Origin of the sequence: Nitratireductor sp. XY-223, assembly GCF_004959855.1 — a bacterium.
Classification (GTDB): Bacteria; Pseudomonadota; Alphaproteobacteria; order Rhizobiales; family Rhizobiaceae; genus Hoeflea_A.
Map to the genome: position 1 here is coordinate 19,102 of NZ_SPNT01000007.1, position 24,712 is coordinate 43,813.

General features: G+C 63.4%; 20 protein-coding genes. 9 read left to right on the top strand and 11 right to left on the bottom strand.

Going from position 1 to position 24,712, the window contains the following annotated elements; all coding sequences use genetic code 11:
• Nucleotides 1–15 precede the first annotated feature (15 nt).
• The 4 genes from ppdK to E4M07_RS20895 form a co-directional block, all read right to left on the bottom strand.
• Nucleotides 16–2,676 (bottom strand): pyruvate, phosphate dikinase, encoded by a 2,661-nt coding sequence (gene ppdK, locus E4M07_RS20880; RefSeq protein ID WP_136660347.1) that lies wholly within the window; start codon nt 2,674–2,676, stop codon nt 16–18.
• Nucleotides 2,677–2,798: 122 nt separating this feature from the next.
• A complete protein-coding gene (gene smc, locus E4M07_RS20885) occupies nt 2,799–6,263 on the bottom strand; it encodes a chromosome segregation protein SMC (RefSeq protein WP_136660348.1) in 3,465 nt (1,154 codons plus the stop codon).
• Between the two features lie 92 nt (nt 6,264–6,355).
• Nucleotides 6,356–7,102 carry a DsbA family protein gene (locus tag E4M07_RS20890; RefSeq protein WP_246660532.1) on the bottom strand — a complete coding sequence of 249 codons (747 nt, stop codon included), beginning with the start codon at nt 7,100–7,102 and terminating at the stop codon, nt 6,356–6,358.
• A gap of 110 nt (nt 7,103–7,212) precedes the next feature.
• Nucleotides 7,213–7,704 carry a DciA family protein gene (locus tag E4M07_RS20895; RefSeq protein ID WP_136660349.1) on the bottom strand — a complete coding sequence of 164 codons (492 nt, stop codon included), beginning with the start codon at nt 7,702–7,704 and terminating at the stop codon, nt 7,213–7,215.
• 110 nt (nt 7,705–7,814) lie between these two features.
• Here E4M07_RS20895 and mutY point away from each other — a divergent pair, with 110 nt between their 5' ends.
• Together mutY and E4M07_RS20905 are read left to right on the top strand one after the other, a co-directional pair.
• Entirely contained in the window at nt 7,815–8,912 is a 1,098-nt protein-coding gene (gene mutY, locus E4M07_RS20900) for an A/G-specific adenine glycosylase (RefSeq protein ID WP_136660350.1), read from the top strand.
• On the top strand, nt 8,909–9,526 hold the full coding sequence (locus E4M07_RS20905) for an HAD family phosphatase (RefSeq protein ID WP_136660351.1): 618 nt from the start codon (nt 8,909–8,911) through the stop codon (nt 9,524–9,526). The genes mutY and E4M07_RS20905 overlap by 4 nt, the downstream gene beginning before the upstream one ends.
• 34 nt (nt 9,527–9,560) lie before the next feature.
• Here the strand turns inward: E4M07_RS20905 and E4M07_RS20910 are convergent, their stop codons facing one another.
• Nucleotides 9,561–10,697 (bottom strand): site-specific DNA-methyltransferase, encoded by a 1,137-nt coding sequence (locus E4M07_RS20910; protein ID WP_136660352.1) that lies wholly within the window; start codon nt 10,695–10,697, stop codon nt 9,561–9,563.
• A 156-nt stretch (nt 10,698–10,853) separates the two neighbouring features.
• Between E4M07_RS20910 and E4M07_RS20915 the strand changes: the two genes are divergently transcribed.
• Complete coding sequence (locus tag E4M07_RS20915; RefSeq protein WP_136660353.1) at nt 10,854–11,543, top strand: HAD family hydrolase; 690 nt, start codon at nt 10,854–10,856, stop codon at nt 11,541–11,543.
• Between the two features lie 13 nt (nt 11,544–11,556).
• Here E4M07_RS20915 and E4M07_RS20920 read toward each other — a convergent pair whose 3' ends face one another.
• Together E4M07_RS20920 and E4M07_RS20925 are read right to left on the bottom strand one after the other, a co-directional pair.
• Nucleotides 11,557–12,672, bottom strand: coding sequence for a calcium:proton antiporter (locus tag E4M07_RS20920; RefSeq protein ID WP_136660354.1), 1,116 nt, complete (start codon nt 12,670–12,672; stop codon nt 11,557–11,559).
• Nucleotides 12,673–12,762: 90 nt separating this feature from the next.
• Entirely contained in the window at nt 12,763–13,344 is a 582-nt protein-coding gene (locus E4M07_RS20925) for a hypothetical protein (RefSeq protein WP_246660533.1), read from the bottom strand.
• Nucleotides 13,345–13,517: 173 nt separating this feature from the next.
• Here E4M07_RS20925 and thrC point away from each other — a divergent pair, with 173 nt between their 5' ends.
• From thrC to E4M07_RS20945, 4 genes are read left to right on the top strand one after another with little or no spacing between them, the layout of a single operon-like run.
• A complete protein-coding gene (gene thrC, locus E4M07_RS20930) occupies nt 13,518–14,915 on the top strand; it encodes a threonine synthase (RefSeq protein WP_136660355.1) in 1,398 nt (465 codons plus the stop codon).
• A gap of 14 nt (nt 14,916–14,929) precedes the next feature.
• A complete protein-coding gene (locus tag E4M07_RS20935; protein ID WP_136660356.1) occupies nt 14,930–16,225 on the top strand; it encodes a pitrilysin family protein in 1,296 nt (431 codons plus the stop codon).
• The gene (locus tag E4M07_RS20940; RefSeq protein ID WP_136660357.1) at nt 16,225–16,860 is read left to right on the top strand and encodes a GNAT family protein; all 636 of its coding nucleotides are present in this window, start codon (nt 16,225–16,227) and stop codon (nt 16,858–16,860) included. The genes E4M07_RS20935 and E4M07_RS20940 overlap by 1 nt, the downstream gene beginning before the upstream one ends.
• Before the next feature lie 41 nt (nt 16,861–16,901).
• Nucleotides 16,902–19,766: an EAL domain-containing protein gene (locus E4M07_RS20945; protein ID WP_246660534.1), complete on the top strand. Its 2,865-nt coding sequence runs from the start codon at nt 16,902–16,904 to the stop codon at nt 19,764–19,766.
• A gap of 14 nt (nt 19,767–19,780) precedes the next feature.
• Here the strand turns inward: E4M07_RS20945 and E4M07_RS20950 are convergent, their stop codons facing one another.
• Entirely contained in the window at nt 19,781–20,392 is a 612-nt protein-coding gene (locus E4M07_RS20950) for a YqgE/AlgH family protein (protein ID WP_136660359.1), read from the bottom strand.
• A 268-nt stretch (nt 20,393–20,660) separates the two neighbouring features.
• Here E4M07_RS20950 and E4M07_RS20955 point away from each other — a divergent pair, with 268 nt between their 5' ends.
• On the top strand, nt 20,661–21,497 hold the full coding sequence (locus E4M07_RS20955; RefSeq protein ID WP_136660360.1) for a protein-disulfide reductase DsbD domain-containing protein: 837 nt from the start codon (nt 20,661–20,663) through the stop codon (nt 21,495–21,497).
• 167 nt (nt 21,498–21,664) lie between these two features.
• Nucleotides 21,665–22,150: a peroxiredoxin gene (locus E4M07_RS20960; RefSeq protein WP_136660361.1), complete on the top strand. Its 486-nt coding sequence runs from the start codon at nt 21,665–21,667 to the stop codon at nt 22,148–22,150.
• On the opposite strand, the gene rnhA is transcribed toward E4M07_RS20960, so the two are convergent.
• The 3 genes from rnhA to ispH are packed head-to-tail and all read right to left on the bottom strand — an operon-like array spanning nt 22,151 to nt 24,648.
• Nucleotides 22,151–22,603, bottom strand: a complete 453-nt coding sequence (rnhA, locus tag E4M07_RS20965) for a ribonuclease HI (RefSeq protein ID WP_136660362.1) — start codon at nt 22,601–22,603, stop codon at nt 22,151–22,153.
• Nucleotides 22,600–23,583, bottom strand: coding sequence for a homoserine kinase (locus tag E4M07_RS20970; protein WP_136660363.1), 984 nt, complete (start codon nt 23,581–23,583; stop codon nt 22,600–22,602). The genes rnhA and E4M07_RS20970 overlap by 4 nt, the downstream gene beginning before the upstream one ends.
• Before the next feature lie 45 nt (nt 23,584–23,628).
• Nucleotides 23,629–24,648, bottom strand: coding sequence for a 4-hydroxy-3-methylbut-2-enyl diphosphate reductase (gene ispH, locus E4M07_RS20975; RefSeq protein WP_136660364.1), 1,020 nt, complete (start codon nt 24,646–24,648; stop codon nt 23,629–23,631).
• Nucleotides 24,649–24,712 lie beyond the last annotated feature (64 nt).

Here is a 24,712-nt window from a genome sequence, read left to right on the forward strand (position 1 = left end):
AGTGCAGGATCTCCCCTACCCCTCCAGCGCCGCCTGCGCTGCCGCCAGCCTCGCGATCGGCACACGGAAGGGGGAGCAGGAGACGTAGTCGAGGCCGATCTTCTCGCAGAAACGGATCGACAGCGGATCGCCGCCGTGCTCGCCGCAGATGCCGAGCTTGATCCCGGGGCGCGCGCCACGGCCTTTGTCCGAGGCGATCTCGATCAACTCGCCGACGCCGTCGAGATCGAGCGACACGAACGGGTCCTGCTCGATGATGCCCTTCTTCTGGTAGGTGCCGAGGAACGCCGCGGCATCGTCGCGCGAGATGCCGAAGGTGGTCTGCGTAAGGTCATTGGTGCCGAAGGAGAAGAACTCCGCCTCCTCGGCGATCCGGTGCGCCCGGATCGCGGCGCGCGGCAGTTCGATCATCGTGCCGACGAGGTAGTCGATCTGCCGGCCCGCCTCGCCCATGACGTCCTTCGCCACCGCGTCGATGCGCGCCTTGACGAAGCGCAGCTCCTCGCGCAGGCCGACCAGCGGCACCATGATTTCAGGCACCACAGGTTCGCCGGTGTCCGCGCCGGCGGCAATCGCCGCCTCGAAGATCGCGCGCGCCTGCATCTCTGCGATCTCGGGATAGGAGATCGCCAGCCGGCAGCCGCGATGGCCGAGCATCGGGTTGAACTCGTGCAACGCCTCGGTGCGTTCGCGCAACTGGTCGGCGGGAACACCCATGGCCGCGGCCACCTCGTCGATCTCCTCGTCCGACTTGGGCAGGAACTCGTGAAGCGGCGGATCGAGCAAGCGGATCGTGACTGGCGTACCCTTCATGATCTCGAACAGCTCGGTGAAATCGGAGCGCTGCATGGGCAACAGCTTGGCAAGCGCCGAACGGCGGCCGTCTTCGGTGTTCGCAAGGATCATCTCGCGCATGGCAACGATGCGGTCGCCGTCGAAGAACATGTGCTCGGTGCGGCACAGGCCAATTCCTTCGGCGCCGAACGAGCGGGCGGCGCGCGCGTCCGCCGGGGTTTCGGCGTTGGTGCGGACCTTCATGCGGCGCGCGGTGTCGGCCCATTCCATGATGCGGCCGAAATCGCCGGAAAGCTCAGGCTGCAGCATGGCGACCGTTCCCTTGAGCACCTGGCCTGTCGAGCCGTCGACGGTGATCACATCGCCCTTCTTCAGCGGGCCGGACACCGTCAGCAGCGTTTCGGAGCGCATGTCGACGCGCAGGCTGCCGGCACCGGAAACGCAGGGCGTTCCCATGCCGCGGGCGACCACGGCAGCGTGGCTGGTCATGCCGCCGCGTGTCGTCAGGATGCCTTCCGCCGCATGCATGCCGTGAATGTCCTCAGGGCTGGTTTCGACGCGCACGAGGATGACCTTGTGGCCGGCTTCGGCCTTGGCGACGGCCTCCTCGGAAGTGAAGACAATCTCGCCGGTCGCAGCGCCGGGCGATGCCGGAAGGCCGCTGCCGATGACGTCGCGCGCGGCGCGCGGATCGATGGTCGGGTGCAAAAGCTGGTCGAGCGAGGCCGGATCGATGCGCCGGACCGCCTCCTCGCGCGAAATCACGCCGTCCTCGGCGAGTTCCACGGCAATCTTCAGTGCCGCCTTCGCCGTTCGCTTGCCGGAACGGGTCTGCAGCATCCACAACTTGCCGCGCTCGACGGTGAATTCCAGGTCCTGCATGTCGCAGTAATGGTTCTCCAGCCGATCGCAGATACCCTTGAACTCCTCGAAGGCGTCCGGCATCAGCTTTTCCAGCGACGGGCGGTCCGATCCCGCCTCCAGCCGCGCCCGCTCGGTCAGGTTCTGCGGCGTGCGGATACCGGCCACCACATCCTCGCCCTGGGCGTTGACGAGGAATTCGCCGTAGAGCGCGTTCTCGCCCGTCGACGGGTTGCGGGTGAATGCAACGCCCGTTGCCGACGCGTCGCCGAGATTGCCGAAAACCATGGCCTGGACATTGACCGCCGTGCCCCAGTCAGAGGGAATGTCGTGCAGTTGGCGGTAGGTGACGGCGCGGGCCGTCATCCAGCTGGAGAACACCGCGCTGATCGCACCCCAGAGCTGCTCTTCGGGATCCTGCGGGAACGGTTCTTCCAGTTCCTCCTCGATCGTCTGCTTGTAGCGGGCGATCACCTGTTTCCATTCCTCGGCGGAAAGGTCGGTATCGAGTTCATGGCCGTGGCGGGCCTTCTCGTCCTCGAGGATGTCTTCGAAAACCTCGTGGTCGAGACCCATGACGACATCGGCATACATCTGGATGAAGCGGCGGTAGCTGTCATAGGCGAATCGCTCGTCGCCGGCGTCGCGGGCCATGGCCAGCACCGACTGGTCGTTGAGGCCCAGGTTGAGCACCGTGTCCATCATGCCCGGCATGGAGGCCCGCGCACCCGAACGCACCGACAAAAGCAGCGGGCGCTCGGCATCGCCGAAGGTGCGGTCGGTGAGCTTTCCGATATGCGCCAGCGCCGCCTTCACCTGATCCGCAAGGTCACCGGGATAGGACCGGCCGTTGTCGTAAAACCAGCTGCACACCTCGGTGGTGATGGTCATGCCAGGCGGCACCGGCAGGCCGAGATTGCTCATCTCGGCGAGATTCGCTCCCTTGCCGCCGAGCAGGTTCCGGTCCTGCGCGCTGCCTTCAGCCGTACCGTCGCCGAACGTGTAGACCCATTTGGTCATTATTCCCCTCCAACCGGGATGAGCCGCCGGGGTTCTGATAGCCGATCAGTGGGCAGGAACGCCATAGGCCATCAGGTCACAGGCCACAATATTATCGATTGAATCGACAGGCGAATTCCAGATCAGCTGGCATCGCGCATCTGTTCGGCGGTTTCCAGGTCCACCGACACGAGCTGCGATACACCCTGCTCCGCCATGGTCACGCCGAACAGCCGGTTCATGCGGGCCATGGTGATCGGATTGTGGGTAATCAGGATGAACCGGGTCTGCGTCGAGGCCGCCATCTCGTCCATCAGGTTGCAGAAGCGCTCGACATTGTGGTCGTCGAGCGGCGCGTCCACCTCGTCGAGCACGCAGATCGGCGCCGGGTTGGTCAGGAACACGGCGAATATCAGCGCCAGGGCCGTCAGCGCCTGCTCGCCACCGGACAGCAGCGTCATCGTCTGCGGCTTCTTGCCCGGCGGCCGCGCCAGGATCTCGAGACCGGCATTGAGCGGATCGTCGGATTCGATCAGTTGCAGTTCCGCTGTGCCGCCGCCGAACAGATGTGTGAAGAGGCGGCTGAACTGTTCGTTGACGACGTCAAACGCCTTCAACAGGCGCTCCCTGCCCTCCTTGTTGAGGTTCTGGATCGCCTGGCGGAGCATGCCGATCGCCTCGATGACGTCCTCGCGCTCGACGACGATCGTCTCCAGGCGTTCCGCCAGCTCCGTCTGTTCTTCCTCAGCACGCAAGTTGACGGCGCCGAGCCGTTCGCGCTCGATCTTGAGCCGCTCCAGCCTGCGGTCGACCTGATCCGGATCCGGCAACGCGTCGGACGGCTCCAGTCCGCTCTGCCTGATTGCCTCGTGCGGCGCGCAATTGAGCGTTTCGCGGATACGGGTCTCGGCGTCGGTGCGCCGCTCTTTCGCCGCGGTCAACCGTTCCTCGGCGCGGCCGCGCTGCTCGCGGCACTGTGCCAGCACCTCGACCGCCTTGGCGGCAGTGCGGTCCGCCTCGCGCTGCGTTTCCTCGGCCGTGACCAGGATGTCGGCGGCTTCCTTGCGCTGTTCCTCGGCCTTTGAAAGCTCGTTCATCAGCGCGCGGCGCTGTCGGTCGATCTCGTCCGGCGCGTCGGCGATCTTGAGCGCTTCCGCCTCGGCTTCCTCCAGGCGCTGCTTGAGCGTCGTGATATGCCCCTGCGCGCTGCTCGCCCTTTCCACCCAACTGTCACGCTCTGCGGCAATCGCCTCGATGCGTCGCTCGCGTGCCTCGTTCTCACGTCGCAGACCCTCGAAACCGGCGCGCGCCTCGGCAAGCCCCGCACGGTCGGTCGCGACCTCGGCCGTCAGGCGCTGAAGCCGTTCCTCCAGCGCCTCCAACGGGGGTGCCGCGGCAAGCGCGATTTCGGCTTGCTTTAGTTGCCCGGCCGCCTCGTCGCTCTGTGCGGTCAGCTGCTTTTGCGATTCGGTCAGGACCGCCCGGCGGCTGCTGAACTCACCGGCGGCCTTTTCTGCGCCCGCGTGGGCCTCCCGGGCAGCAACCAGCGCCCGCTGCGCCTCGCGCAACGTGTCGCGGGTCTCGCGCAGCAACGTTTCCCGGGATTTGAGTTCATCCTCGGTCTTCTTCAGGTCCTCCTCGGCCAGCCGCAACACCTTGGTGGCGCTGACGGCCTCGGCGTCGAGTTCGGCGAGGCGGTTCTTCTGCGCCAGACGCTGCGCCGCCGCCGTGGGCGCGTCGGCGCCGGCCGTAAATCCGTCCCAGCGCCAGAGCGCGCCTTCGCGGCTGACCAGCCGCTGACCGGGCCGCAACTCAGATCGCAGGGCATCGCCCTCCTCCTGCGTCGCGACAACGCCGACCTGCGCCAGGCGCCGCCCCAGCGCCGGCGGGGCGGCAACATGGTCGCTGAGCGCAACGACGCCCGCCGGCAATTGCGGATCGTCCGCCGGCGTCTCGACAACACGCCAGTGCGCCGGCGCCGCCGGATCGTCCGGCTGGTCGAGATCGTCGCCAAGGGCCGCGCCGAGGGCGGCCTCGAAGCCGCGGTCGACACGCATCTGCTCGACGACCGGCGGAAACAGATCGGCACCGGCGCCGGAATTGAGGATCTTCGAAATCGTCCGCGACTCGGTCTCGATGCGATTGAGGTTCGAACGCGCCTCCTGCACTGGCTGGCGCAGCGCAACCTCGCGACGCCGCTCTGCCTCGATCGCCTCCTCGATCTCGACCAGTCCCGCCTCGAGCCTGGCAACGGCCTGTTCGGCGGTTTCGACGGCGGCCTTCTTCTCGACCGGATCGGGAAGGCCGGAGATTTTCTCTGCAATGCCGGCCAGTTCTTCCCGACTTTCGGCAATCTGCCGCCCAAGGCGGTCGTGGCGTTCGCCGGCATCGCGAATGGTCCGCTCCAGCTGGCCGCGGGTCGCGGCGGCCTCGGCGCGCTCAGCCGTCGCGCTCGCCAGCGCCGCTTCGCTTTGCTTCAGCTTCGCCTCGGCCTCCGAAAAGGCGGTTTCAGCGGCCTGAGACCGGGAACCGGCTTCCGCCAGTGCTTCGCTCAGCTCTTTTTCCTCGGTATCGAGCCTTTCCAGAATGCCCGCATTGTCGGCAATCAACCGCTGTTCGCGGGCGATGTCTTCCTTGAGCTGTACCAGACGCCGCTCGATCTCGGCCTTGCGGCCGGCAATGCGCTCGGCCTCTTCCTCGATCTGGCCGCGGGCGATCTGCAGCCGCTGCAGCGCGGCGGCGGCCTTTGCCTCAAGATCCCGCAAGGCGGGCAGCTTCTGCGCGGATATCGCCTGCTGCTTGGCCGCCTCCATCTGCTCCTGCGCCCGTTCGGCCACCTCGGCCGTCGCCTTGGAAAGCGCGGATTCAGACTCGCCCTCGGCGGTCTTCGCCTCGCTCCACCGGATATGCAGCAGGGTCGCCTCGGCCTCGCGGATGTCAGCCGAGACTTTCTTGAAGCGGTTTGCCTGCCGCGCCTGGCGCTTGAGGCTTTCGATCTGGCTCTCGAGTTCCGAGGTGACGTCGTCGAGGCGCTCCAGATTGGTTTCCGCGGCTCGCAGGCGCAACTCCGCCTCGTGGCGGCGCGAATGCAGGCCGGAAATGCCCGCCGCCTCTTCGAGGAGCTGGCGGCGCGCCTGCGGCTTGGCCTGTATCAGCTCGCCGATGCGGCCCTGACCGACCATCGACGGCGAACGGGCGCCTGTCGAGGCGTCCGCGAACAGCAATTGCACGTCCTTGGCGCGCGCTTCCTTGCCGTTGATGCGGTAGACGGAGCCTGATTCGCGTTCGATTCGCCGCGAAACCTGCACCTCGTCGGCATCGTTGAAGGCCGGCGGGGCGGTACGGTCGTGGTTATCCAGGAACAGGCCGACCTCGGCCGTATTGCGCGACGGACGGTTGCCGGAGCCCGAAAAAATCACATCGTCCATTCCGGACGCGCGCATGTTCTTGTAGGAGTTCTCGCCCATCACCCAACGCATGGCCTCGACCAGGTTGGACTTGCCGCATCCGTTCGGTCCAACGATGCCCGTCAGACCGTTTTCAATAACGAATTCAGTTGGTTCTACGAAAGATTTGAAACCCAAAAGCCGCAGTTTGGTGAACTTCATATCAGATCACCCTGCTGCCAATTCCGGGTGGCCCCGCGCCGCGAACAAACGCGACGCACGGCGCCCGATCACCGCCTTTGGAATGATCGGGGTTAAAGCAGGCTATCGATGAGTGCCGACATGCTTTCAACCGACATGTTCCCCGGATACCGCTTTCCGTTGATCAGGAAGGTCGGCGTCGAATTCACCCCAAATTCCTCCGCCGCCTTTTTCCTGACTGCATTCACATCGTCCACAAGCTTCTGGTTCGTCAAGCAGGCCTCAAAGGACTCTTGTGTAAAACCGGCAAGTTTGGAGATGTTGAAGAGCGCCGCTGCGGCGTCCTCGGCGCGCGCCCAGTTCGCCTGCTGCTGCATCAGGACGTCGACCATCGGGAAGAATTTTCCGTCCGGTGCACAGCGCGCCAGCATGATGGCGGCAGTGGCGCGCGGATCGAACGGAAACTCGCGGACAATGAACTGAACCTTGCCGGTATCCACGTAATCCGTGACGATCTGCTTGAACGTGCTGTTGTGGAAATTGGCGCAGTGCGGGCAGGTCAAGGACATGTATTCAACGATCTTGACCGGCGCATCCGGTTCGCCCAGGTACATTTCCTCCATCGGGCCCGGTTTCATGACCTCGGCCATGTCGACGTCGCCCGCGGCCCGCGGCAATTCCACCGCCGCCGTCGTTACCGGATCGACCCCGGCTCCGCTTGTGGTTGCGGCATTGTCGGCCTCGGACACGCGGGTCGTATCCTGACCGCTGTCGCTGCATGCGGCGACAAGGGCGGCCAGTGCCACGCCGGCAACCAGTCTGGACATCGTGCGGGTGGCGGATTTCGTGGACTGGAGCATTCAAACGACCTTTCTCGGAATCCTGCATTTCGCGGTTTTCTGCTGCACGTTAGTTATCGCCACAATTGTGGCAGGACAACCGTTTTAGGGCGGCGAACTTCACAACCGCGTTACCCGTTGCTCCCGTTTTTTCCGAACACGCCCCTGCCCAGCCGCGACAATGCCTCGCGCAGCTTGTCGTTTTCGATTCCCGATACGAGATCGGTGAGGCGTTTCTGCCGGTGCGGCGGCAACTCGCGCACCGGTCGCGCGCGGGGGCGGCTGTCGGAAACCGGCTTTTGCACGATCTTGATGCGATCGATCGCCGGAAAACCGAAAAAACTGTTGAGACGCTGTATAAGCTGGTCCTGCGAATGGACCAGGAACAGGGCCCGCGCACCTTCGCAGGCGATGGTCAGGGTCCCCGGAACGAAGGAATCGGCGCCGGTACGGCGCGGCCACTTAATCTTCTCCGGACGGGTACATTCGGCGAAATCCGGTCCGGCGATCTCGTCCCACATGCCAAGCAGCATCGTGTTGATGCCCGCCCGCTTGGCGAGCACCGGATCGAGCACGCCGTTGGCGATCTCGCTGATCTGAACAATGCCCTTGCGATCGGCCATGGATTGCGGCTGCCCTGTGAATTGATCCCCGTATTGCGCCGTGGGAACTTGCCACGGTGCGGACGAAGCTTACAACTCCCTTGGAAGCGCCGCAACGCCCGCAGGAGATCATGGCCAACCAGGACATCACAGACGCCTTGCTGCAATGGTACGACCGGAACCACAGGACGTTTCCGTGGCGCGTGTCGCCCGCGGACCGGAAGCGCGGTGTGACACCTCGTGCCTACCATGTCTGGCTCTCTGAAATCATGCTGCAGCAGACCACCGTACAGGCCGTGCGTCCCTATTTCCTGACATTCGTCGAGCGCTGGCCGGACGTGCATTCGCTCGCAGCCGCCGATGACGACGACGTCATGAAGGCCTGGGCGGGCCTTGGCTACTATTCCAGGGCGCGCAACCTGAAAAAATGCGCCGAACGGATCGTATCCGACCACAGTGGCCGGTTTCCGGAGGACATCGCCGGCCTCAAGGCCCTGCCCGGCATCGGTGATTATACCGCCGCCGCGATCACCGCGATTGCCTTCAACCGCCACGCGGCCGTGGTCGACGGCAATATCGAGCGGGTCGTGGCGCGGCTGTTCGAAGTTTCGGAGGCGCTGCCGGCAGCCAAGGCGCCGATCAAGGACCACATGGCCCGGCTGACGCCACAGCACCGGCCGGGCGATTTCGCCCAGGCGATGATGGATCTCGGCGCGACAATCTGCACACCGAAACGCCCGGCCTGCGGCCTTTGTCCGCTGAACCTGTCCTGCGCGGTCGCCGGTCGGGACGACGCGGAGTCCTTCCCGGTCAAGCCGCCGAAAGCGGAGCGGCCGGTCCGGCGCGGCGCCACGTTCGTCGCCGTCGCCGGCGACGGCGCCGTCCTCCTGCGCAAAAGGCCGCCGGCGGGCCTGCTCGGCGGCATGACGGAAGTGCCGGGAAGCGCCTGGACGGCGCGCCGGGACGGCGAACTGGGGCCGCAGGCGGCGCCATTTGCGGGCAATTGGAAGATGGCCGGCACGATCAGGCACGTCTTTACCCATTTCGAGCTGCGGCTCGACGTCTACAGGGCCGACTTCACGGAAAGGCCGGCCCTTGACGGCGGCTGGTGGTCTGAGCCGGAGCGGCTTTCCGGCGAAGCCCTGCCGACTGTCATGAAAAAGGCAATCGCCGCCGCTATTCAGTCGGAACCGGATACGAACCTCACCAAAAAGGGACTTTTGCTTTGACGCACGCAACGATCAATCACGTCGTTTTCGATATCGGGCGGGTGCTCCTGCACTACGATCCGCAAATTCCATTCAGCCGTATCATTCCTGACGAAGACGACCGGCGCTGGTTCTTCGAGAATGTCTGCACACATGACTGGAATGTCGAGCAGGACCGCGGCCGCGGCTGGCGCGAGGCCGAGGAATTGCTGATCGAGGAGCATCCCGACCACGTGGAGAACATCCGCGCCTTCAGGAGCAACTGGCACGAGATGGTACCGCACGCCTATGAAGGCAGCGTCGATATCATGCGCGGCCTGATCCGCAGCGGGCACGATGTGACGATGCTGACGAATTTCGCGTCCGACACGTTTCGCGAGGTGGTGGACCGGTTCGACTTTCTCAGCGAGACACGCGGCGTGACCGTGTCAGGCGATGTCGGCGTCATCAAGCCGCAGCGGGAAATCTATGACACACATGTCACCAGTTTCGCGCTTGAGCCGGCGGCGACGCTGTTCATCGACGACAGCCCGGCCAATGTCGAGGGCGCCCGTGCGGCGGGCTGGAAGGCGGTGCATTTTGCCGGCGCGGAGAATCTCGCCTCACAGCTTGAGGGTTTGGGCGTAAAATACTGAAAAGCCGAATTATTCGACCTCAGTATATCGGTGGTCAGGCGCCGGCGCGGGCCATTTCGTCGCGGATAATCCGACGCAAGGCGTCGATCGGCTGCAGCGCACCCGACTGTTCGAAATGCCAGAACGTCCAGCCGTTGCAGGCATCAAGGCCCTGCAGTTTCGCGCCGAGGCGGTGGATGGAACCGGAATCATCGCCGCTGGCAAGCGTTCCGTCGGCCCGGACAATCGCGCTGTAGCGCCGTTTTGCACAATGTAGCCGCGTGCCCGGCTTCATCAGTCCGGCATCGATCAGAACGTTGAACGCGACGCGCGGCTCTGCCTTCTTGCCGGTCATGACCGTGAGTTCGACGTCTCCAAGCGGCTTTACGCCGGCAATCCGTTCGGACGCGGCATCGATATAGTCCTGCTCGCGCTCGATGCCGATGTAGTGCCGCCCCAGCCGCCGGGCGACCGCGCCGGTCGTACCGGAGCCGAAAAACGGATCGAGCACCACATCGCCGGGCTTGCTGGACGACATCAGGACACGCGCCAGCAGCGCTTCGGGTTTTTGCGTCGGATGGGCCTTCTTTCCGTCGGCGCCCTTGAGGCGCTCGGAACCGCTGCAGATCGGAAACAGCCAGTCCGAACGCATCTGAACATCGTCGTTGGCCGCCTTCATGGCCTCGTAGTTGAAGGTATAGCCTTTTGCATTCTGGCCCAGGCTCGCCCAGATCATGGTCTCATGGGCGTTCTGAAAGCGTCGGCCGCGGAAATTCGGCATCGGGTTGGTCTTGCGCCAGACGATATCGTTGAGAATCCAGAAATTGAGATCCTGGAGAATCGCGCCCACCCGGTAGATGTTGTGGTAGGAGCCGATGACCCAGACCGTACCGGCCGGTTTCAAAACGCGGCGGCAGGCCAGCAGCCAGGCGCGGGTGAAGGCGTCATAGGCCTGGAAGGAATCGAACTGGTCCCAGGCGTCGTCGACCGCGTCCACCTTCGAATGATCGGGACGGTGAAGATCGCCGCCAAGCTGCAGGTTGTAGGGCGGATCGGCGAAGATCACGTCAACCGATTTCTCCGGAAGCGCCTCCAGGGCGGCAACGCAATCGCCCTTGATTATCGTGTCGATCACAGGCGCGGCGTGCGACGGCGGTGCACGTTGGATGTCGGCGAGGGAAAGAACTGACATAGGATACCCGAATACGCTTACTCGAAGAACTCGGGCCATGGTTGCTCAATATGGTTATCAAATCGAAAACGCGGCGCGGATAATAAACGTGACATTGTGCCGTTAGCGCCCATGGTGTATCAGCGCGGCCATTCTCTTTCATTGCGGGAACTGTTCATGGCGGGCTTCGACCTCATCATATTCGACTGCGACGGCGTTCTGGTCGATTCCGAAATCATCGCGACACAGATGGAGGCGAAGCTTCTGACCGAGGCCGGCTATCCGATCGAGGCATCGGAGCTTGCCGAGCGCTTCGCGGGGATGGACTGGAAGACCATCCTGCTGACGGTCGAAAAGGAAGCGGGCCTGCTGCTCCAGGCGAGCCTGCTCGACAAATCGGAAAAGATGCTGGACGAGAAACTGGCGAAATCCGTTAAGGCCATCGGCGGCGTGCACCAGGCGGTCGCCCGGATCGACCTGCCGCGCTGCGTCTGCTCGAATTCCAAGCCGCACCGCATCGAGGCGATGCTCAAGCGCGCCGGCTATCATGAAATCTTCGCGCCGAACATCTTTTCTGCAGCCGCGGTCGGCGAAAAGCGGCCAAAGCCGGCGCCGGACGTGTTCGAGCACGCCGCACAACAGATGCAGGCCGACCCGTCGCGGACCATCGTATTGGAAGATTCCGTCCACGGCATCGAGGGCGCCCGCGCCGCCGGGATGCGGGTCGTCGGCTTCACCGGCGCCTCCCACACCTACCCTTCGCATGCCGACCGGCTGACCGAGGCAGGCGCAGAGACGGTCATCAATCGGCTCGTCGACCTGCCCCCGGTGGTCGAGGCGCTGTCCGGCTGGTCGGAATTCTCGTGAGGCGGCGCTGCCGCTAGACCGATCCGTCGAACAACAGCGCCACATAGGCCGCGAACAGCGACAGGTGCACTGCCCCCAGCAGCGCATGGGCGCGCAGGCTCATGAAGGTCACGAGGCTGACCGCAAGCGTCGCCGCGAGCATGACGATCTCCGTCGTCTCGAGGCCCAGTTCCACCGGCTCGTTGATGATCCACCCGATAATCAGCACCGTCGGGATCGTCAGCCCCATCGTCGAAAGCGACGAGCCCAGACAGATGTTGACCGACCGCTGCAGCTGGTTCCGGCGCGCCGAGCGGATGGCGCTGAGCGCCTCGGGGGTCAGGATCAGCGCCGCGATCATGAAGCCGCCGAACGCCAGCGGCGCCCCCAGGGCTCCGATGCCGAAATCGACATAAACCGCCAACTGCTTGGAAAGCAGCACGATGGGCAGCAGCGCCGCGACCAGGCCGGCGGTGTGGTAGGGAATCGACCGGACATGGTCGCCATGGTGGTCGTCGTCATCATCAACACCGGCGGCGGTGGAGACACGGTGTTTGAAGATGTCGCTGTGGGTGATCGTCTGCACGGCAAGGAAAATACCGTAGAGCAGCACCGACATGATGATCAGAAACGCCGCCATGAGGACGGAAAGCTGGCCTCCGGGCGCCGACTGCGTGTAGCTGGGCAGGACCAGGCCGAGCAGCGCGAAGGGCATCAGCACCGCCAGATAGGCGCTGGCGCCCTGGAGATTGTACTCCTGCAGCCGGTGTTTCAGACCGCCGAAGACCAGGCTGAGCCCGACGAGCCCGTTCAGCACGATCATGATGATGGAAAACATCGTGTCGCGCGCCAGTGCCGGCTTGTCTGCGCCGGCGATCATGATCGCTGCAATCAGCGCCACCTCGATGCCGATGACCGACAGGGTCAGGATCAGCGTGCCATAGGGCTCCCCGAGAATGACAGCCAGGCATTCGGCGTGACGCACCACGCTGAAAGCCGCCCACAGCATGACGCAAAAGAGGACGGCCAGGAGCAGCATGGAGGTCGCCGGGCCGACGATATCGGGAGCCAGCGACTCGCCAAAAAACAGAAAGAAGATCAGCGCGGCAATCGCCACCAGCGTGGCGGCCTCTTTGCGGTAGACAGTCATCCCTCACCGTCGATCAAGAATCGCCGGTCAGATAGTTGCACAATCCGGTGACTTTAACCAACCATGGTCGCCTGAAAATGACGCCGGCCGTCAACCCTGATCGTAGGGACCTTCATCGAAACCGACGAAGATGCGCACCGAGCGCGAGGCGGTGATCGGAATGTTCACCTTCGGGTCGGTAAACAGGAACTGCGTCGTCGGCGTGCCGGGCGGCAGTGTGGTCTCGAACTGCGACAGCTCCGAATAGATCACCTTATTGGTGCCCTTCTCGATGACCGCGACCCTGATCGGCATCTTAATCGTGCCGGCCTTGCCCGCCGGGCCAGCCGCGGCACGGCCGGCCGCGACCACCTGTATGGTCATCTGATCGCCGGTGACGCTGCACTGGCGCGTGGTGTCCGCAATGGCCGCCTGGTAGAGGATTTTCGATGGGTCGTCCTCGCCGCCGCGGGCATATTTCCTGAAATAGGCCGTCCCCTCGCGCAGCTCGATTTTCGGGCATGTACCCTGCACCACCTTGGACCCGGTGGCCTGATCGACACCGCCGCCCTGCTGGCCGCCCGAGCCGCCCTGGCCGATATTGAGCCCGCCCACACCGGAGGAGTTACAGCCGGCAACCAGCGCTGCAAGCGCCCCCACGACGAACAGACGAACGATATTTTCAGATGCCACTTCCCGTCCCTCTCAGTCCAGTTAACCAGACAGGCTAGGAGCGAAGGTGGACCATATTGTGGTCGCTGAATCTCCGCTCTTTCACGAGTCTTTTCAATGTTCTATACCAGCGCATTATTTCATCACAACACCATCCGCAAGGCCGCGGGTGAAAGCTAACAGGAACAGACCCGTTGCAATACATCTCGACGAGAGGTGAAGCCCCTGCACTCGGCTTCAGCGATGCGCTCCTGACGGGCCTTGCCCGGGACGGCGGACTGTATGTGCCCGCACAATGGCCGCAGCTATCGAGAAAAGAGATTCGTGCGCTGCGCGGAAAATCCTACCAGGACATTGCTTTCACCGTGCTCCAGCCTTTTGTCGACGGCGAGATTCCCGACGACGAATTCCGCGCCATGATCGATGCGGCCTACGGCACGTTCAGGCATCCGGCGGTGGTTCCGCTGGTGCAGAGCGGCGCCAACAGTTTCATCATGGAACTCTTCCACGGACCGACGCTCGCCTTCAAGGACGTTGCCATGCAGCTCCTGGCGCGGCTGATGGATCACGTGCTGCGCGCGCGCGGCCAAAGGGCGACGATCGTCGGGGCAACGTCTGGCGATACCGGCGGCGCTGCCATCGAGGCGTTCGCCGGGCGCGACAACACCGATATCTTCATCCTGTTCCCGCATGGGCGGGTTTCGCCGGTGCAGCAGCACCAGATGACCACATCCGGCGCGTCGAACGTGCGGGCCATCGCCGTCGAAGGGAATTTCGACGACTGCCAGAACCTGGTCAAGGCGATGTTCAACGATGGTCCCTTTCGCGATCGCGTCCGCCTGTCGGGCGTCAATTCGATCAACTGGGCGCGCATCATGGCGCAGATCGTCTACTACTTCACCAGTGCCATCTCGCTCGGCGCACCGGACCGCAAGGTCTCATTTACGGTGCCGACAGGCAATTTCGGCGACATCTTCGCCGGATACTGCGCCAAGCGCATGGGCCTGCCGGTCGCGAAGCTCATCATCGCGACCAATGAAAACGACATCCTGGCGCGCACGCTGCGCAGCGGACGCTACGAGATGCGCGAAGTCGTGCCGACGACGTCGCCATCGATGGATATCGCGATCTCGTCGAATTTCGAGCGATTGCTTTTCGATGCGTTCGACCGTGACTCCGGCGCCGTGCGCCAGTGCATGGACGGACTGAGCCAATCCGGCGCCTTTACGATCGACCCCGACGCGCTGAAGGGGATCAAGAAGGAGTTCGGCGCCGGCAAGGCGACACAGCGGCAAGCGGCCGCGGCGATCAAGGAAACGCTGCAGGAAAGCGGCTACCTCCTCGACCCGCATACAGCGTCCGGCATTTATGTATCACGCAGGTTTGAAAGACCGCGCGCGCCCATGGTGACACTGGCGACAGCGCATCCGGCGAAGTTCCCCGATGCAGTAAAATCCGCCAGCGGTATTGACCCCGCCCTCCCGTCGTGGCTCTCTGATCTGATGCATCGGGAGGAGACCTATGAAAGACTGCAGCCGGATCTCGACCAGGTTGAGACCTACATTGCCCGAAATGCACGCGCTGCGGCATAAAACCGGGACAAAAAATGAGCGTTGAGTGTACCCGTCTCGCAAGCGGGTTGACAGTCGTAACGGAAACCATGCCCCACCTTGAGAGCGTCGCTCTCGGCGTCTGGATCAGATCGGGCTCAAGGGACGAGACGGCCGGCGAACACGGCATTGCCCACCTGCTTGAACACATGGCATTCAAGGGCACGGACAGGCGGTCGGCGCGGCAGATCGCGGAGGAGATCGAGAATGTCGGCGGCGAGGTCAATGCCGCAACCTCCGTCGAGACGACATCCTACTATGCCCGCATTCTCAAAGACCACGTTCCGCTGGCGATCGACATCCTCGCCGACATCCTGACGAATTCAGTGCTCGACGAAACCGAACTGCACCGCGAAAAGCACGTCATTTTGCAGGAGATCGGGGCAGCGATGGACACGCCCGACGATGTCGTTTTCGACAAGTTCTCTTCGACGGCATTCCGCGACCAGACCATCGGCCGATCCATTCTCGGCACGCCGGACACGGTTCAGTCGTTCACGCCGGACCAGATCCGCAAATATCTGAAGCGCAACTACACCGCCGAGAAGATGATCATCGTGGCGGCCGGCGCCGTCGATCACGCGGAACTCGTGCGGCTGGTGGAAGACGGGTTCGCCGGCATTCCCACCTCCCCCGACGTGATGCCGCAGGAAAAGACGGCTCTCTACACCGGCGGCGAATACCGCGAAAAGCGCGACCTGATGGACGTCCAGCTTCTCATCGGCTTCGAGGGGCGCGCCTACCACGCCCGGGATTTCTACGCATCGCAGATCCTCGCCAATGTGCTCGGCGGCGGCATGTCGTCGCGCCTGTTCCAGGAAGTGCGCGAACACCGCGGCCTTTGCTACTCGGTCTACGCCCTGCACTGGGGTTTTTCCGACACCGGCGTCTTCGGGATCCACGCGGCAACCGGCGAAGAGGACATACCGGAACTTGTGCCCGTTATCCTGGACGAACTGCACAAGGTGGCGGAACGTGTCGATGAATCGGAAATCGAGCGGGCACGCGCGCAGTTCCGGGCCGGGCTGCTGATGGCGCATGAAAGCCCGGCGGCGCGAGCCAGCCAGATCGCCAGGCAGATGCTGCTCTACGGCCGCCCGATTCCGAATGACGAGCTGATGGATCGGCTGGCCAACATCACCCCGCAGCGCCTGACCGACCTGTCGGGCCGGCTGTTCTTCGACACACCGGTCACGCTTTCGGCCGTCGGGCCTCTGGACAAGCTGATGGCCCTTGAAGAGATCGGATCCGGACTTGCGACCGGGCGCACGCGTCAGGCCGCCATCGGGTAATCGCCGTGTCGCCGCTTCGTTTCCTGCCGAGGCGCGGAGCAGCGCTGCGTATTGACGGCGACGGGGTCTATCTTCGTTTCCCGTCCCGCCGTGACTATGCCATGTGGTCGCAGGTACGCGGCTCAAGCCGTCGCTTTCTCGAACCCTGGGAGCCGGTCTGGTCGCATGACGATCTGACGCGTCAGTCCTTCAGCAGGCGTATCGACCGCTACCAGCAGGACTATCGCGAAGGCAGGGCCGTACCGCTGTTCCTGTTCCTTTCGGGCAGCAATCAGCTGGTCGGCGGATTGAACATCGGCAACATCAGGCGCGCAGCCGCCCAGAGCTGCATGATCGGCTACTGGATGTCGGAAGACAGCGCCGGCAAGGGCCTTATGCTCGCCGGTCTGAAGGCGGCAATTCCCTATATCTTTGAGACGTTGCAGTTGCACCGAATAGAAGCTGCTTGTATTCCGGAGAACAATCGTTCGGTCAGGCTCCTTGAAAAGGCCAATTTTCAGTATGAAGGCTATCTGCGAGGTTATCTTAAGATCAATGGGAAGTGGCGTGATCACCATCTTTATGCGTTGCTTTCCGACGATGTGGCGCGGGATGGCCCTGCGACGGCTAAAACAAAAGAAAATACCGGGTCATAGTTAGCACCATGCGTTGTCAGCCTGCCCAGACAGTTCGAGACATGCGGCACTTGGCCCTCGCGGCCTGCGCGTTGCTGGCGTTGTTGTTTTCGGCCGTCTCGGCCTTCCCGGCGGAAACGGTGAAAATCTCAAGGGACGACACCGCTCTCGACCTGACGGCGACGACCGATGTCCACGTCGAAAGGGGCAATGCTTTCCAGACATCGACGGCGCCCGATGCCGACGGCATCGTCCGGCGCATCGAGGTTCGCGCGAGCTCCGACCGGCACAGCGGCGACTGGGCCGAGTTTTCACTGGCGAATGTCTCCGACGAGCAGCTGGACCGGCTGATCGTCGCGCCGCATTTCAGGCTCGCCAATTCCGGCCTCTTCTGGCCGGACCTGGGTTCGGAACGGATCGTCTCGATCACCCCCAGCGAGGGCTTCGCGCTCGACCGGGTCCCGAGCGACGAGGCGGATGTGTTTCACATCACCCTCAATCCGGGCGCCATCATCACCTTTGTCGCGGAGCTTTCGTCGCCGGACCTGCCGCAACTCTATCTGTGGGAACCGGAAGCCTACAAGGACACCATCAACTCCTTCACCCTCTATAAAGGCATAGTGCTCGGGATCGCCGGCCTGCTGGCCGTCTTCCTGACCATCCTGTTCGTGGTGAAGGGAACATCGGTCCTGCCGGCGACCGCGGCGTTGGCCTGGGCGGTCCTTGCCTATATCTGCGTCGATTTCGGCTTCCTGTCGAAGCTTGTCCAGACGACCCCGACCGATGAGCGCATCTGGCGCGCCGGCACGGAAATCACGCTGGCGGCCGGCCTGGTGATCTTCCTGTTCACCTATCTGAACCTCAATCGCTGGCACACCAATCTGAGCTTCGCGACCCTGGCATGGATCGTCGGGCTCGGCATCCTTTCGGCATTCGCGGTCTACGATCCGGTGATCGCGACCGGCCTCGCCCGCTTCTCCTTCGCGGCGACCGTCATCGCCGGAACCGGGCTGATAGCCTATCTCGGCCTCAACCGTTTCGACCGGGCCATCATGCTGATCCCCACCTGGGTTCTGATCATCTGCTGGCTGTTCGGCGCCTGGCTGACCGTGAGCGGCCAGCTGTCCAACGACATCGTTCAGCCGGCGCTCGGCGGCGGACTGGTGCTGATCGTGCTTTTGATCGGCTTCACCGTCATGCAGCACGCCTTTGCCGGCGGCGGCGCGCAACAGGGCCTGTTCAGCGACCTGGAACGCCAGTCGCTGGCGCTGACGGGCTCGGGCGACATCGTCTGGGACTGGGACGTTTCGCGCGACCGCATCGTCACCATGCCGGATGTCAGCCGCCAGCTCGGGCTTTCGCCGGGCAGCCTGTTCGGCCCGGCCCGCAACTGGCTCCCGCGCATTCACCCGGACGACCGCGACCGATTCCGCACGACCCTGGACGTGGTGCTCGAACACCGTCGCGGCCGGCTCAACCACCAGTTCCGCATTCGCGCCGAAGACGGCCACTATCACTGGCTGGCCCTGCGCGCGCGCCCGGTGGTCGGCTCCGACGGCGAGGTCATCCGCTGCGTCGGCACGCTGATCGACGTCACCGAGCAGAAGAGCTCCGAGGAAAGGCTCCTGCACGACGCCGTCCACGACAACCTCACCGGCCTTCCGAACCGCGAACTCTTCGTCGACCGGCTCGACGCGATCATCGCGCTCGCCAGCGCCGAGGAAGCGGTTCGGCCGACGATCTTCGCCATCGATATCGACCGGTTCAAGCAGGTCAATGACGAGCTGGGCATCTCCGCCGGCGATACCATCTTGCTGACCATCGCCCGCCGGCTGAAGCGGCTGCTCAAGCCGCAGGACACATTGGCGCGCATCAGTGGCGACCAGTTCGGCCTTATCCTGCTGTCGGAGCAGGAACCGGCCAAGGTGGCGGCCTTTTCGGAGAGCATCGCCAAGGCGATCATGGTGCCGATAAATTTCGGGCAGAAGGAAATCATCCTGACGGCATCGATCGGCCTGGTGACCTGGGTCGACGAGATGGCTTCGCCGCTGGAACTGGTGAAGGATGCAGAGCTCGCCATGTACCAGGCGAAGCGCGTCGGCGGCAACCGCATCGAACCGTATCGTCCCGCGTTCCGTGCCGCCGGGGCCGACAAGCTGCAGATCGAATCCGACCTGCGGCGGGCGCTGGAACGCAACGAGCTGACGATGGTCTACCAGCCGATCGTCGACATCGAGAGCGCGGAGATCGCCGGCTTCGAGGCGCTGATGCGCTGGGACCACCCGCGCAAGGGCAATATCCCGCCGACGGAATTCATCCCGATCGCAGAGAGTTCCGACCTTATCGTCGAGCTCGGCATGTACGCGCTGCAACAGGCATGCGAGGACATCGCGTCCTGGTACCGCACGCTCGGGCAGATTCCGATCTTCATGTCGGTCAATCTTTCCAGCGCGCAGCTTCTGCGCAACGACCTCTACAACGATATCCGCTCGGTGCTGACCAAGACCGGCTGCAAGCCGCCGATGCTGAAGCTGGAACTCACCGAATCCGTGGTCATGCACAATCCCGAACAGGCCGCGCGCGTGCTCGCGCGCCTCAAGGATCTCGGCCTGCAACTGGCGCTCGACGATTTCGGAACCGGGCACTCCTCGCTGTCCTACCTGACGCGCTTTCCCTTCGACACGATCAAGATCGACCAGTCGCTGGTCAGGGCCACCAATGAGAAGCAGCTCGTCCTATTGCGCTCGATCGTCGCCATGGCGCGTGACCTCGACATGAACATCGTCGCCGAGGGGATCGAGACCGAGGAGGACGCGGAGGAACTGGCGGAGCTCGGATGCGACTACGCGCAGAGCTTCCTGTTCGGACCGCCCATCGGCGCCAATTCGGTGCTCAAGCTGCTGCGCGAGCATTTCCCGGTCATGTGAGGATCAGTGTGCGGTCAGGCCTGACCGCACTCGCTTGAAAGCATCGCGGGATCGATCCCGATCGAGGCGAACGCACGCTCGTATTTCGTCTCCAGCACATCATCGAAGATGATGTCATCGACGGCGGGGCATGTCAGCCAGCCATTGGCGCTGACCTCGTTTTCAAGCTGTCCGGCGCCCCACCCGGAGTAACCGAGCATCATGGTCGCCCGCTTGGGTCCCCGGTCCTCGGTGATGGCTCGCAGGATGTCGACCGTCGCGGTCAGCGACAGTTCTTCCGATACCGGAAGCGTTGCATCGCTGTGGTAGTCGTCGGAATGCAGCACGAAGCCCCTTCCCGTCTCGACCGGCCCGCCGGCCTGCACGTTCAAATCCAGCGCCGAGCGCGGCAGCGTCGGCTCCTCATCCGGCTGAATGAGCTCAAGCTGGACCATCAGTTCGCTGAAGGAGATCGATTGCGGCCGATTGAGGATGAAGCCGACCGCGCCGCTGCTGTTGTGGGCGCAGATATAGATCACGGTGCGTGAGAAATTCGAATCGGACAATCCGGGCATAGCGAGCAGGAACTGCCCGTCGAAACAACCGCGTTCTCCATCTCCGAGGAGACTTTCGTGAAGAATGTCCATGCGGGCAGCTTAACGCAATTGCCGGACAAATTGAAACAGCGCCGGATACGAATGTTTACCGGCGATTCCGCGCGGCCGACAAAAGGCAACGGGACCGACACGAACGGCCCAATCGCCGCGCTTTGCGGTTGCGCGCGGACGGGGCCGGCGAAGCTGCTGGTTCGACTGGGTTTAGGGGTTTGCGGCGGGCCGGCCGTTCACCGGAATATGATTGAACCGGCAACGCTCGTGACTGGTTTCCGAAGGTGCCTGTGTATAGATTGCCGCCATGATCAATTATCGTTTCAAAACCCATGGCGCCGTACGGGCCGCGTGCTCTCTTGCCTGTTTTCTCGCATTGATCCCGCTTTCCGCCGACGCCGCGTCCAGCGAATGGGTTGAGACAGAGGGTGGACGTATTCGCGTATCGGCACTCGAACCGGCCGCCGACGGAACCATAAGGGCGGCCCTTGATATCGAGCTCCTGCCCGGCTGGAAGACCTACTGGCGCGACCCGGGCGAAGCGGGCGTTCCCCCGTCGTTCAAGGTGGATCGCAGCGACAATATCAGCGCCGCCGAGATCCATTTTCCGGCGCCCGAACGCATCGAGGACGCCTATTCCATTTGGGCCGGCTATCCCTACCCGGTGGTCCTGCCGATCACGCTGCGCCAGGAAAAGGCGGGTGAAAAGAGCGTCGTCGAGGCGGACGTGTTTCTGGGCATCTGCGAGTCCATCTGCATTCCGCTGCAGACCAGCTTTTCACTGACCGTCGATCCCGACAAGCCGGCCAATGCGTTCGAGAAGCGCCTCGTCAAAAAGGCGTTTGAATCGCTGCCCGAGGAACCGGGGGACGGTTTCGAGATCGTCGATGCGCGTGTTCGCGACACCGGCGACGGCTTCACCCTGTCGGTCGCGCTTCCGGATGCCGACGAGGGTAGCGAGCTTTTCGTCACCGGCCCGCAGGGATGGCGTTTCGACCCGCCGCGGATCACCGGCTTCGACGCGAATGTCGCGACCTTCCTCGTGGACGGCGACGGCGATGGCGACAGCCTTTCCGGCGAGAACGTCCGTGTGGTGGTCAAGGCATCGGGGCGCAGCATGGAAACGGAAATAGCGCTTCCCTGACTCCGCATCGAGTGGGCATCGTTGCGTTCCTGCACAAAGCCGGCGACATGATGTGGACATGATCGCCGGATTTCCTATTTTGAGCCGTGGACGGCGTCCCGACCAGTGGCGCCTGGAATTCTTTAAACCGGCCGGCAGACCGCCGCATATTTTAGAGGGATACGACCGTGACCATTTCCGTTGGAGACAAACTGCCCGAACTGACACTGAAGGAAGCCAACTCCGAAGGCATGAACGAGGTGACGATCTCGAGCATCTTCGGCGGCAAGAAGGTGGTTCTGTTCGCCGTTCCCGGCGCCTTTACGCCGACCTGCCATCTCAATCATCTTCCGGGTTATCTGCAGAACCGCGAAACAATTTTGGCCAAGGGTGTCGATGAAATCGTCGTGCTCGCGGTCAATGACGGCTTTGTCGTCGGCGCATGGGCGGCTGCAACCGGCGGCGAAGGAAAGATCCGCTATCTCGCGGACTGGGACGCAGCATTCACCAAGGCGATCGGTATGGATGCCGACCTTTCGGCCGGAACGCTCGGCATCCGCTCCAAGCGCTATTCGATGATTGTCGATGACGGCACGGTGGTGTCGCTGAATGTCGAGGATTCACCCGGCGAAGCGGTGACATCCGGCGCGGCCGCCCTTATCGAGCAGCTTTGATCATGCTTCCCGCTGTGGCGCCTTGAACGGCGCCATGGCCTTGCGCGCAAGCTCGTCGGCGCGTTCGTTCTCGGGATGGCCGGCGTGGCCCTTGATCCAGTGCCATGTGACCTCGTGGCGGTTGCGCGCCTCTTCCAGCGCCTGCCACAGATCGGCATTCTTGACCGGTTTCTTGGACGCCGTCTTCCAGCCGTTGCGCTTCCAGCCCTCGATCCAGCCGCCGATCCCGTCCTTGACGTAAGATGAATCGGTGTAGAGATCGACCCGGCATCGCTCCTTGAGCGCACGCAGCGCTTCGATCGCCGCCGTCAATTCCATCCGGTTGTTGGTCGTATCGGCGGCGCCGCCGGACAGTTCCTTCTCGATCTTGCCGTAGCGCAGGATCGCGCCCCAGCCGCCCGGCCCCGGATTGCCCGAACAGGCGCCGTCCGTGTAGATCTCCACGTGCTTCAATGCGACCCCGCTCCTGGTTGCCGCAGACCGTATTCGGCGGCGTTGGCGACATTGCGGTGAAAGCGCATGTAGCGCAGATATTCCGTCGGGTCCTTCTTCACCACCATGGCGCCGTCCGGCACGTTCAGCCAGTCATAGAGACGGGTGAGGAAAAAGCGCAGCGCGGCACCATGGGCGAGCATCGGCAGCGCCTCGGCCTCTGCTGCGCTCAGCGGTCTGACGGACTGGTACCCGGAGAGCAGCGCCATGCCTTTCGTCGCATTGAAGGCACCGTCCCTTTCAAAGCACCATGCGTTCAAACACACGGCCACGTCGTAGGAAAACAGGTCGTTGCAGGCGAAATAGAAGTCGATGACGCCGGACAGCGTTTCGCCGAGGAAGAACACATTGTCCGGAAAAAGATCCGCATGAATGACGCCGGACGGCAGGCCTTCGGGCCAGTTGCTTTCCAGCCGGTCGAGATCGGCCTCCACTTCCCGCGAAAGCCCGGCCTCGATCTCGTCAGCCCTTCCGGCCGACAATTCCCAGAGGGGCCGCCAGGCACGCACGGACAGCGCGTTTTTCCGGCTGCGGTCGAAATCGCGGCCGCTCAGGTGCAGCTTCGCGGCGACCTTGCCGACCTCGCTGCAGTGATCCGGTGTCGGACGGCGCGGCCACATGCCTTCCAGGAAGGTTATGACCGCCGCCGGCCGGCCCGCGAGTTCGCCGAGCACGACACCGTCGCGGCGGTGTACCGGCAGCGGGCATATCAGGCCGTTGCCGGCAAGATGTTCCATCAGGCCGAGAAAAAACGGCAGGTCATTGCGGTCCACGCGCTTTTCGTAGAGCGTCAGGATGTAGGACCCGCTCTCGGTATGCATCAGGAAATTGGAGTTCTCGACACCTTCGGCTATGCCCTTGTAGGAAAGCAGCGCGCCCAGATCGTAGGGCTCGAGAAACTCCCTGAGTTCAGCCTCGGTGATGTCGGTATAGACTGCCAAATTCCGGCCCTTCAATCCCGCGCGGACGCTTGTCCCGCCTGCGCGCTACCCCTGCCCGCCGCCATTGACAAATGCCATGTCAGCGCCCGTCAATTCAATATCGCGCAGATCGCGCATGACCGGAAAATTCTCGTCTTCCACAGCCGTCTCGGCGAGCTCGATGGCCACCTCGAACCGGTTTCGGAAGGCATCGATGATCTCGTCGACGATTATCTCGGGCGCGGACGCACCGGCCGAAAGGCCGATGGTGCGCGTTGCATCCGGGCCGAGTTCGCCCCACGGCAGTTCGCCTGCGCGTTGCACCAACAGGGCATTGCGGGCGCCGGCGCGCCGGGCGACCTCGACAAGCCGCTTCGAGTTGGACGAGTTGGGCGCACCGACAATCAGGAAATGATCGCAGCCGGGCGCGGCAGCGCTGACGGCCTCCTGGCGGTTGGTCGTCGCATAGCAGATGGATTCGGCCGCCGGCGCCGCCAGTTGCGGAAAGCGCGCCTTGAGCACGTCGATGATGCCGGCGGTATCCTCGACCGACAAGGTCGTCTGCGTAACGAAACCGAGACTGTCCGGATCGGCCGGCGCGTAGTTCCTCGCCTGCTCCTCGGTCTCAATGAGGCTCACGGCCCCGGGCGGCAACTGCCCCATCGTGCCGATGACCTCGGGATGTCCGGCATGGCCGATCAGGATCACGTGTCTTCCCAGGCGCTGGTGGCGCATCGCCTGCTTGTGGACCTTCGAAACAAGCGGACAGGTCGCATCGAGATAGAAAAGGTTCCTGGCCGCCGCATCCGCCGGGACTGATTTCGGCACGCCGTGAGCGGAGAATATCACCGGCTGGCTGCTGTGCTCGGGCGGAATCTCATCGAGTTCCTCGACGAAAACCGCGCCCCGCGCGCGCAGCCCTTCGACGACATAGCGGTTGTGGACGATCTCGTGCCGGACATAGACCGGCGCGCCGTATTTCTTCAGCGCCAGGACGACAATCTGGATGGCACGGTCCACACCGGCGCAAAAGCCGCGCGGTCCGCACAGGCGGATTGTCAGTGGAGGTTTCGAAACCTTGGTCATCGCATTTCCGAAATAGTCTGCAGAACTTGTAGAGCAAGAGTTCCGATTAGGAAACCGCCCGTCC

What these genes read in the sequence shown, in the direction of transcription:
- ppdK (WP_136660347.1), bottom strand. Translation starts at nt 2,676, where the DNA reads ATGACCAAATGGGTCTACACGTTCGGCGACGGTACGGCTGAAGGCAGC.
- smc (WP_136660348.1), bottom strand. Translation starts at nt 6,263, where the DNA reads ATGAAGTTCACCAAACTGCGGCTTTTGGGTTTCAAATCTTTCGTAGAA.
- E4M07_RS20890 (WP_246660532.1), bottom strand. Translation starts at nt 7,102, where the DNA reads ATGCTCCAGTCCACGAAATCCGCCACCCGCACGATGTCCAGACTGGTT.
- E4M07_RS20895 (WP_136660349.1), bottom strand. Translation starts at nt 7,704, where the DNA reads ATGGCCGATCGCAAGGGCATTGTTCAGATCAGCGAGATCGCCAACGGC.
- mutY (WP_136660350.1), top strand. Translation starts at nt 7,815, where the DNA reads ATGGCCAACCAGGACATCACAGACGCCTTGCTGCAATGGTACGACCGG.
- E4M07_RS20910 (WP_136660352.1), bottom strand. Translation starts at nt 10,697, where the DNA reads ATGTCAGTTCTTTCCCTCGCCGACATCCAACGTGCACCGCCGTCGCAC.
- E4M07_RS20915 (WP_136660353.1), top strand. Translation starts at nt 10,854, where the DNA reads ATGGCGGGCTTCGACCTCATCATATTCGACTGCGACGGCGTTCTGGTC.
- E4M07_RS20920 (WP_136660354.1), bottom strand. Translation starts at nt 12,672, where the DNA reads ATGACTGTCTACCGCAAAGAGGCCGCCACGCTGGTGGCGATTGCCGCG.
- E4M07_RS20935 (WP_136660356.1), top strand. Translation starts at nt 14,930, where the DNA reads ATGAGCGTTGAGTGTACCCGTCTCGCAAGCGGGTTGACAGTCGTAACG.
- E4M07_RS20945 (WP_246660534.1), top strand. Translation starts at nt 16,902, where the DNA reads ATGCGGCACTTGGCCCTCGCGGCCTGCGCGTTGCTGGCGTTGTTGTTT.
- E4M07_RS20950 (WP_136660359.1), bottom strand. Translation starts at nt 20,392, where the DNA reads ATGGACATTCTTCACGAAAGTCTCCTCGGAGATGGAGAACGCGGTTGT.
- E4M07_RS20955 (WP_136660360.1), top strand. Translation starts at nt 20,661, where the DNA reads ATGATCAATTATCGTTTCAAAACCCATGGCGCCGTACGGGCCGCGTGC.
- ispH (WP_136660364.1), bottom strand. Translation starts at nt 24,648, where the DNA reads ATGACCAAGGTTTCGAAACCTCCACTGACAATCCGCCTGTGCGGACCG.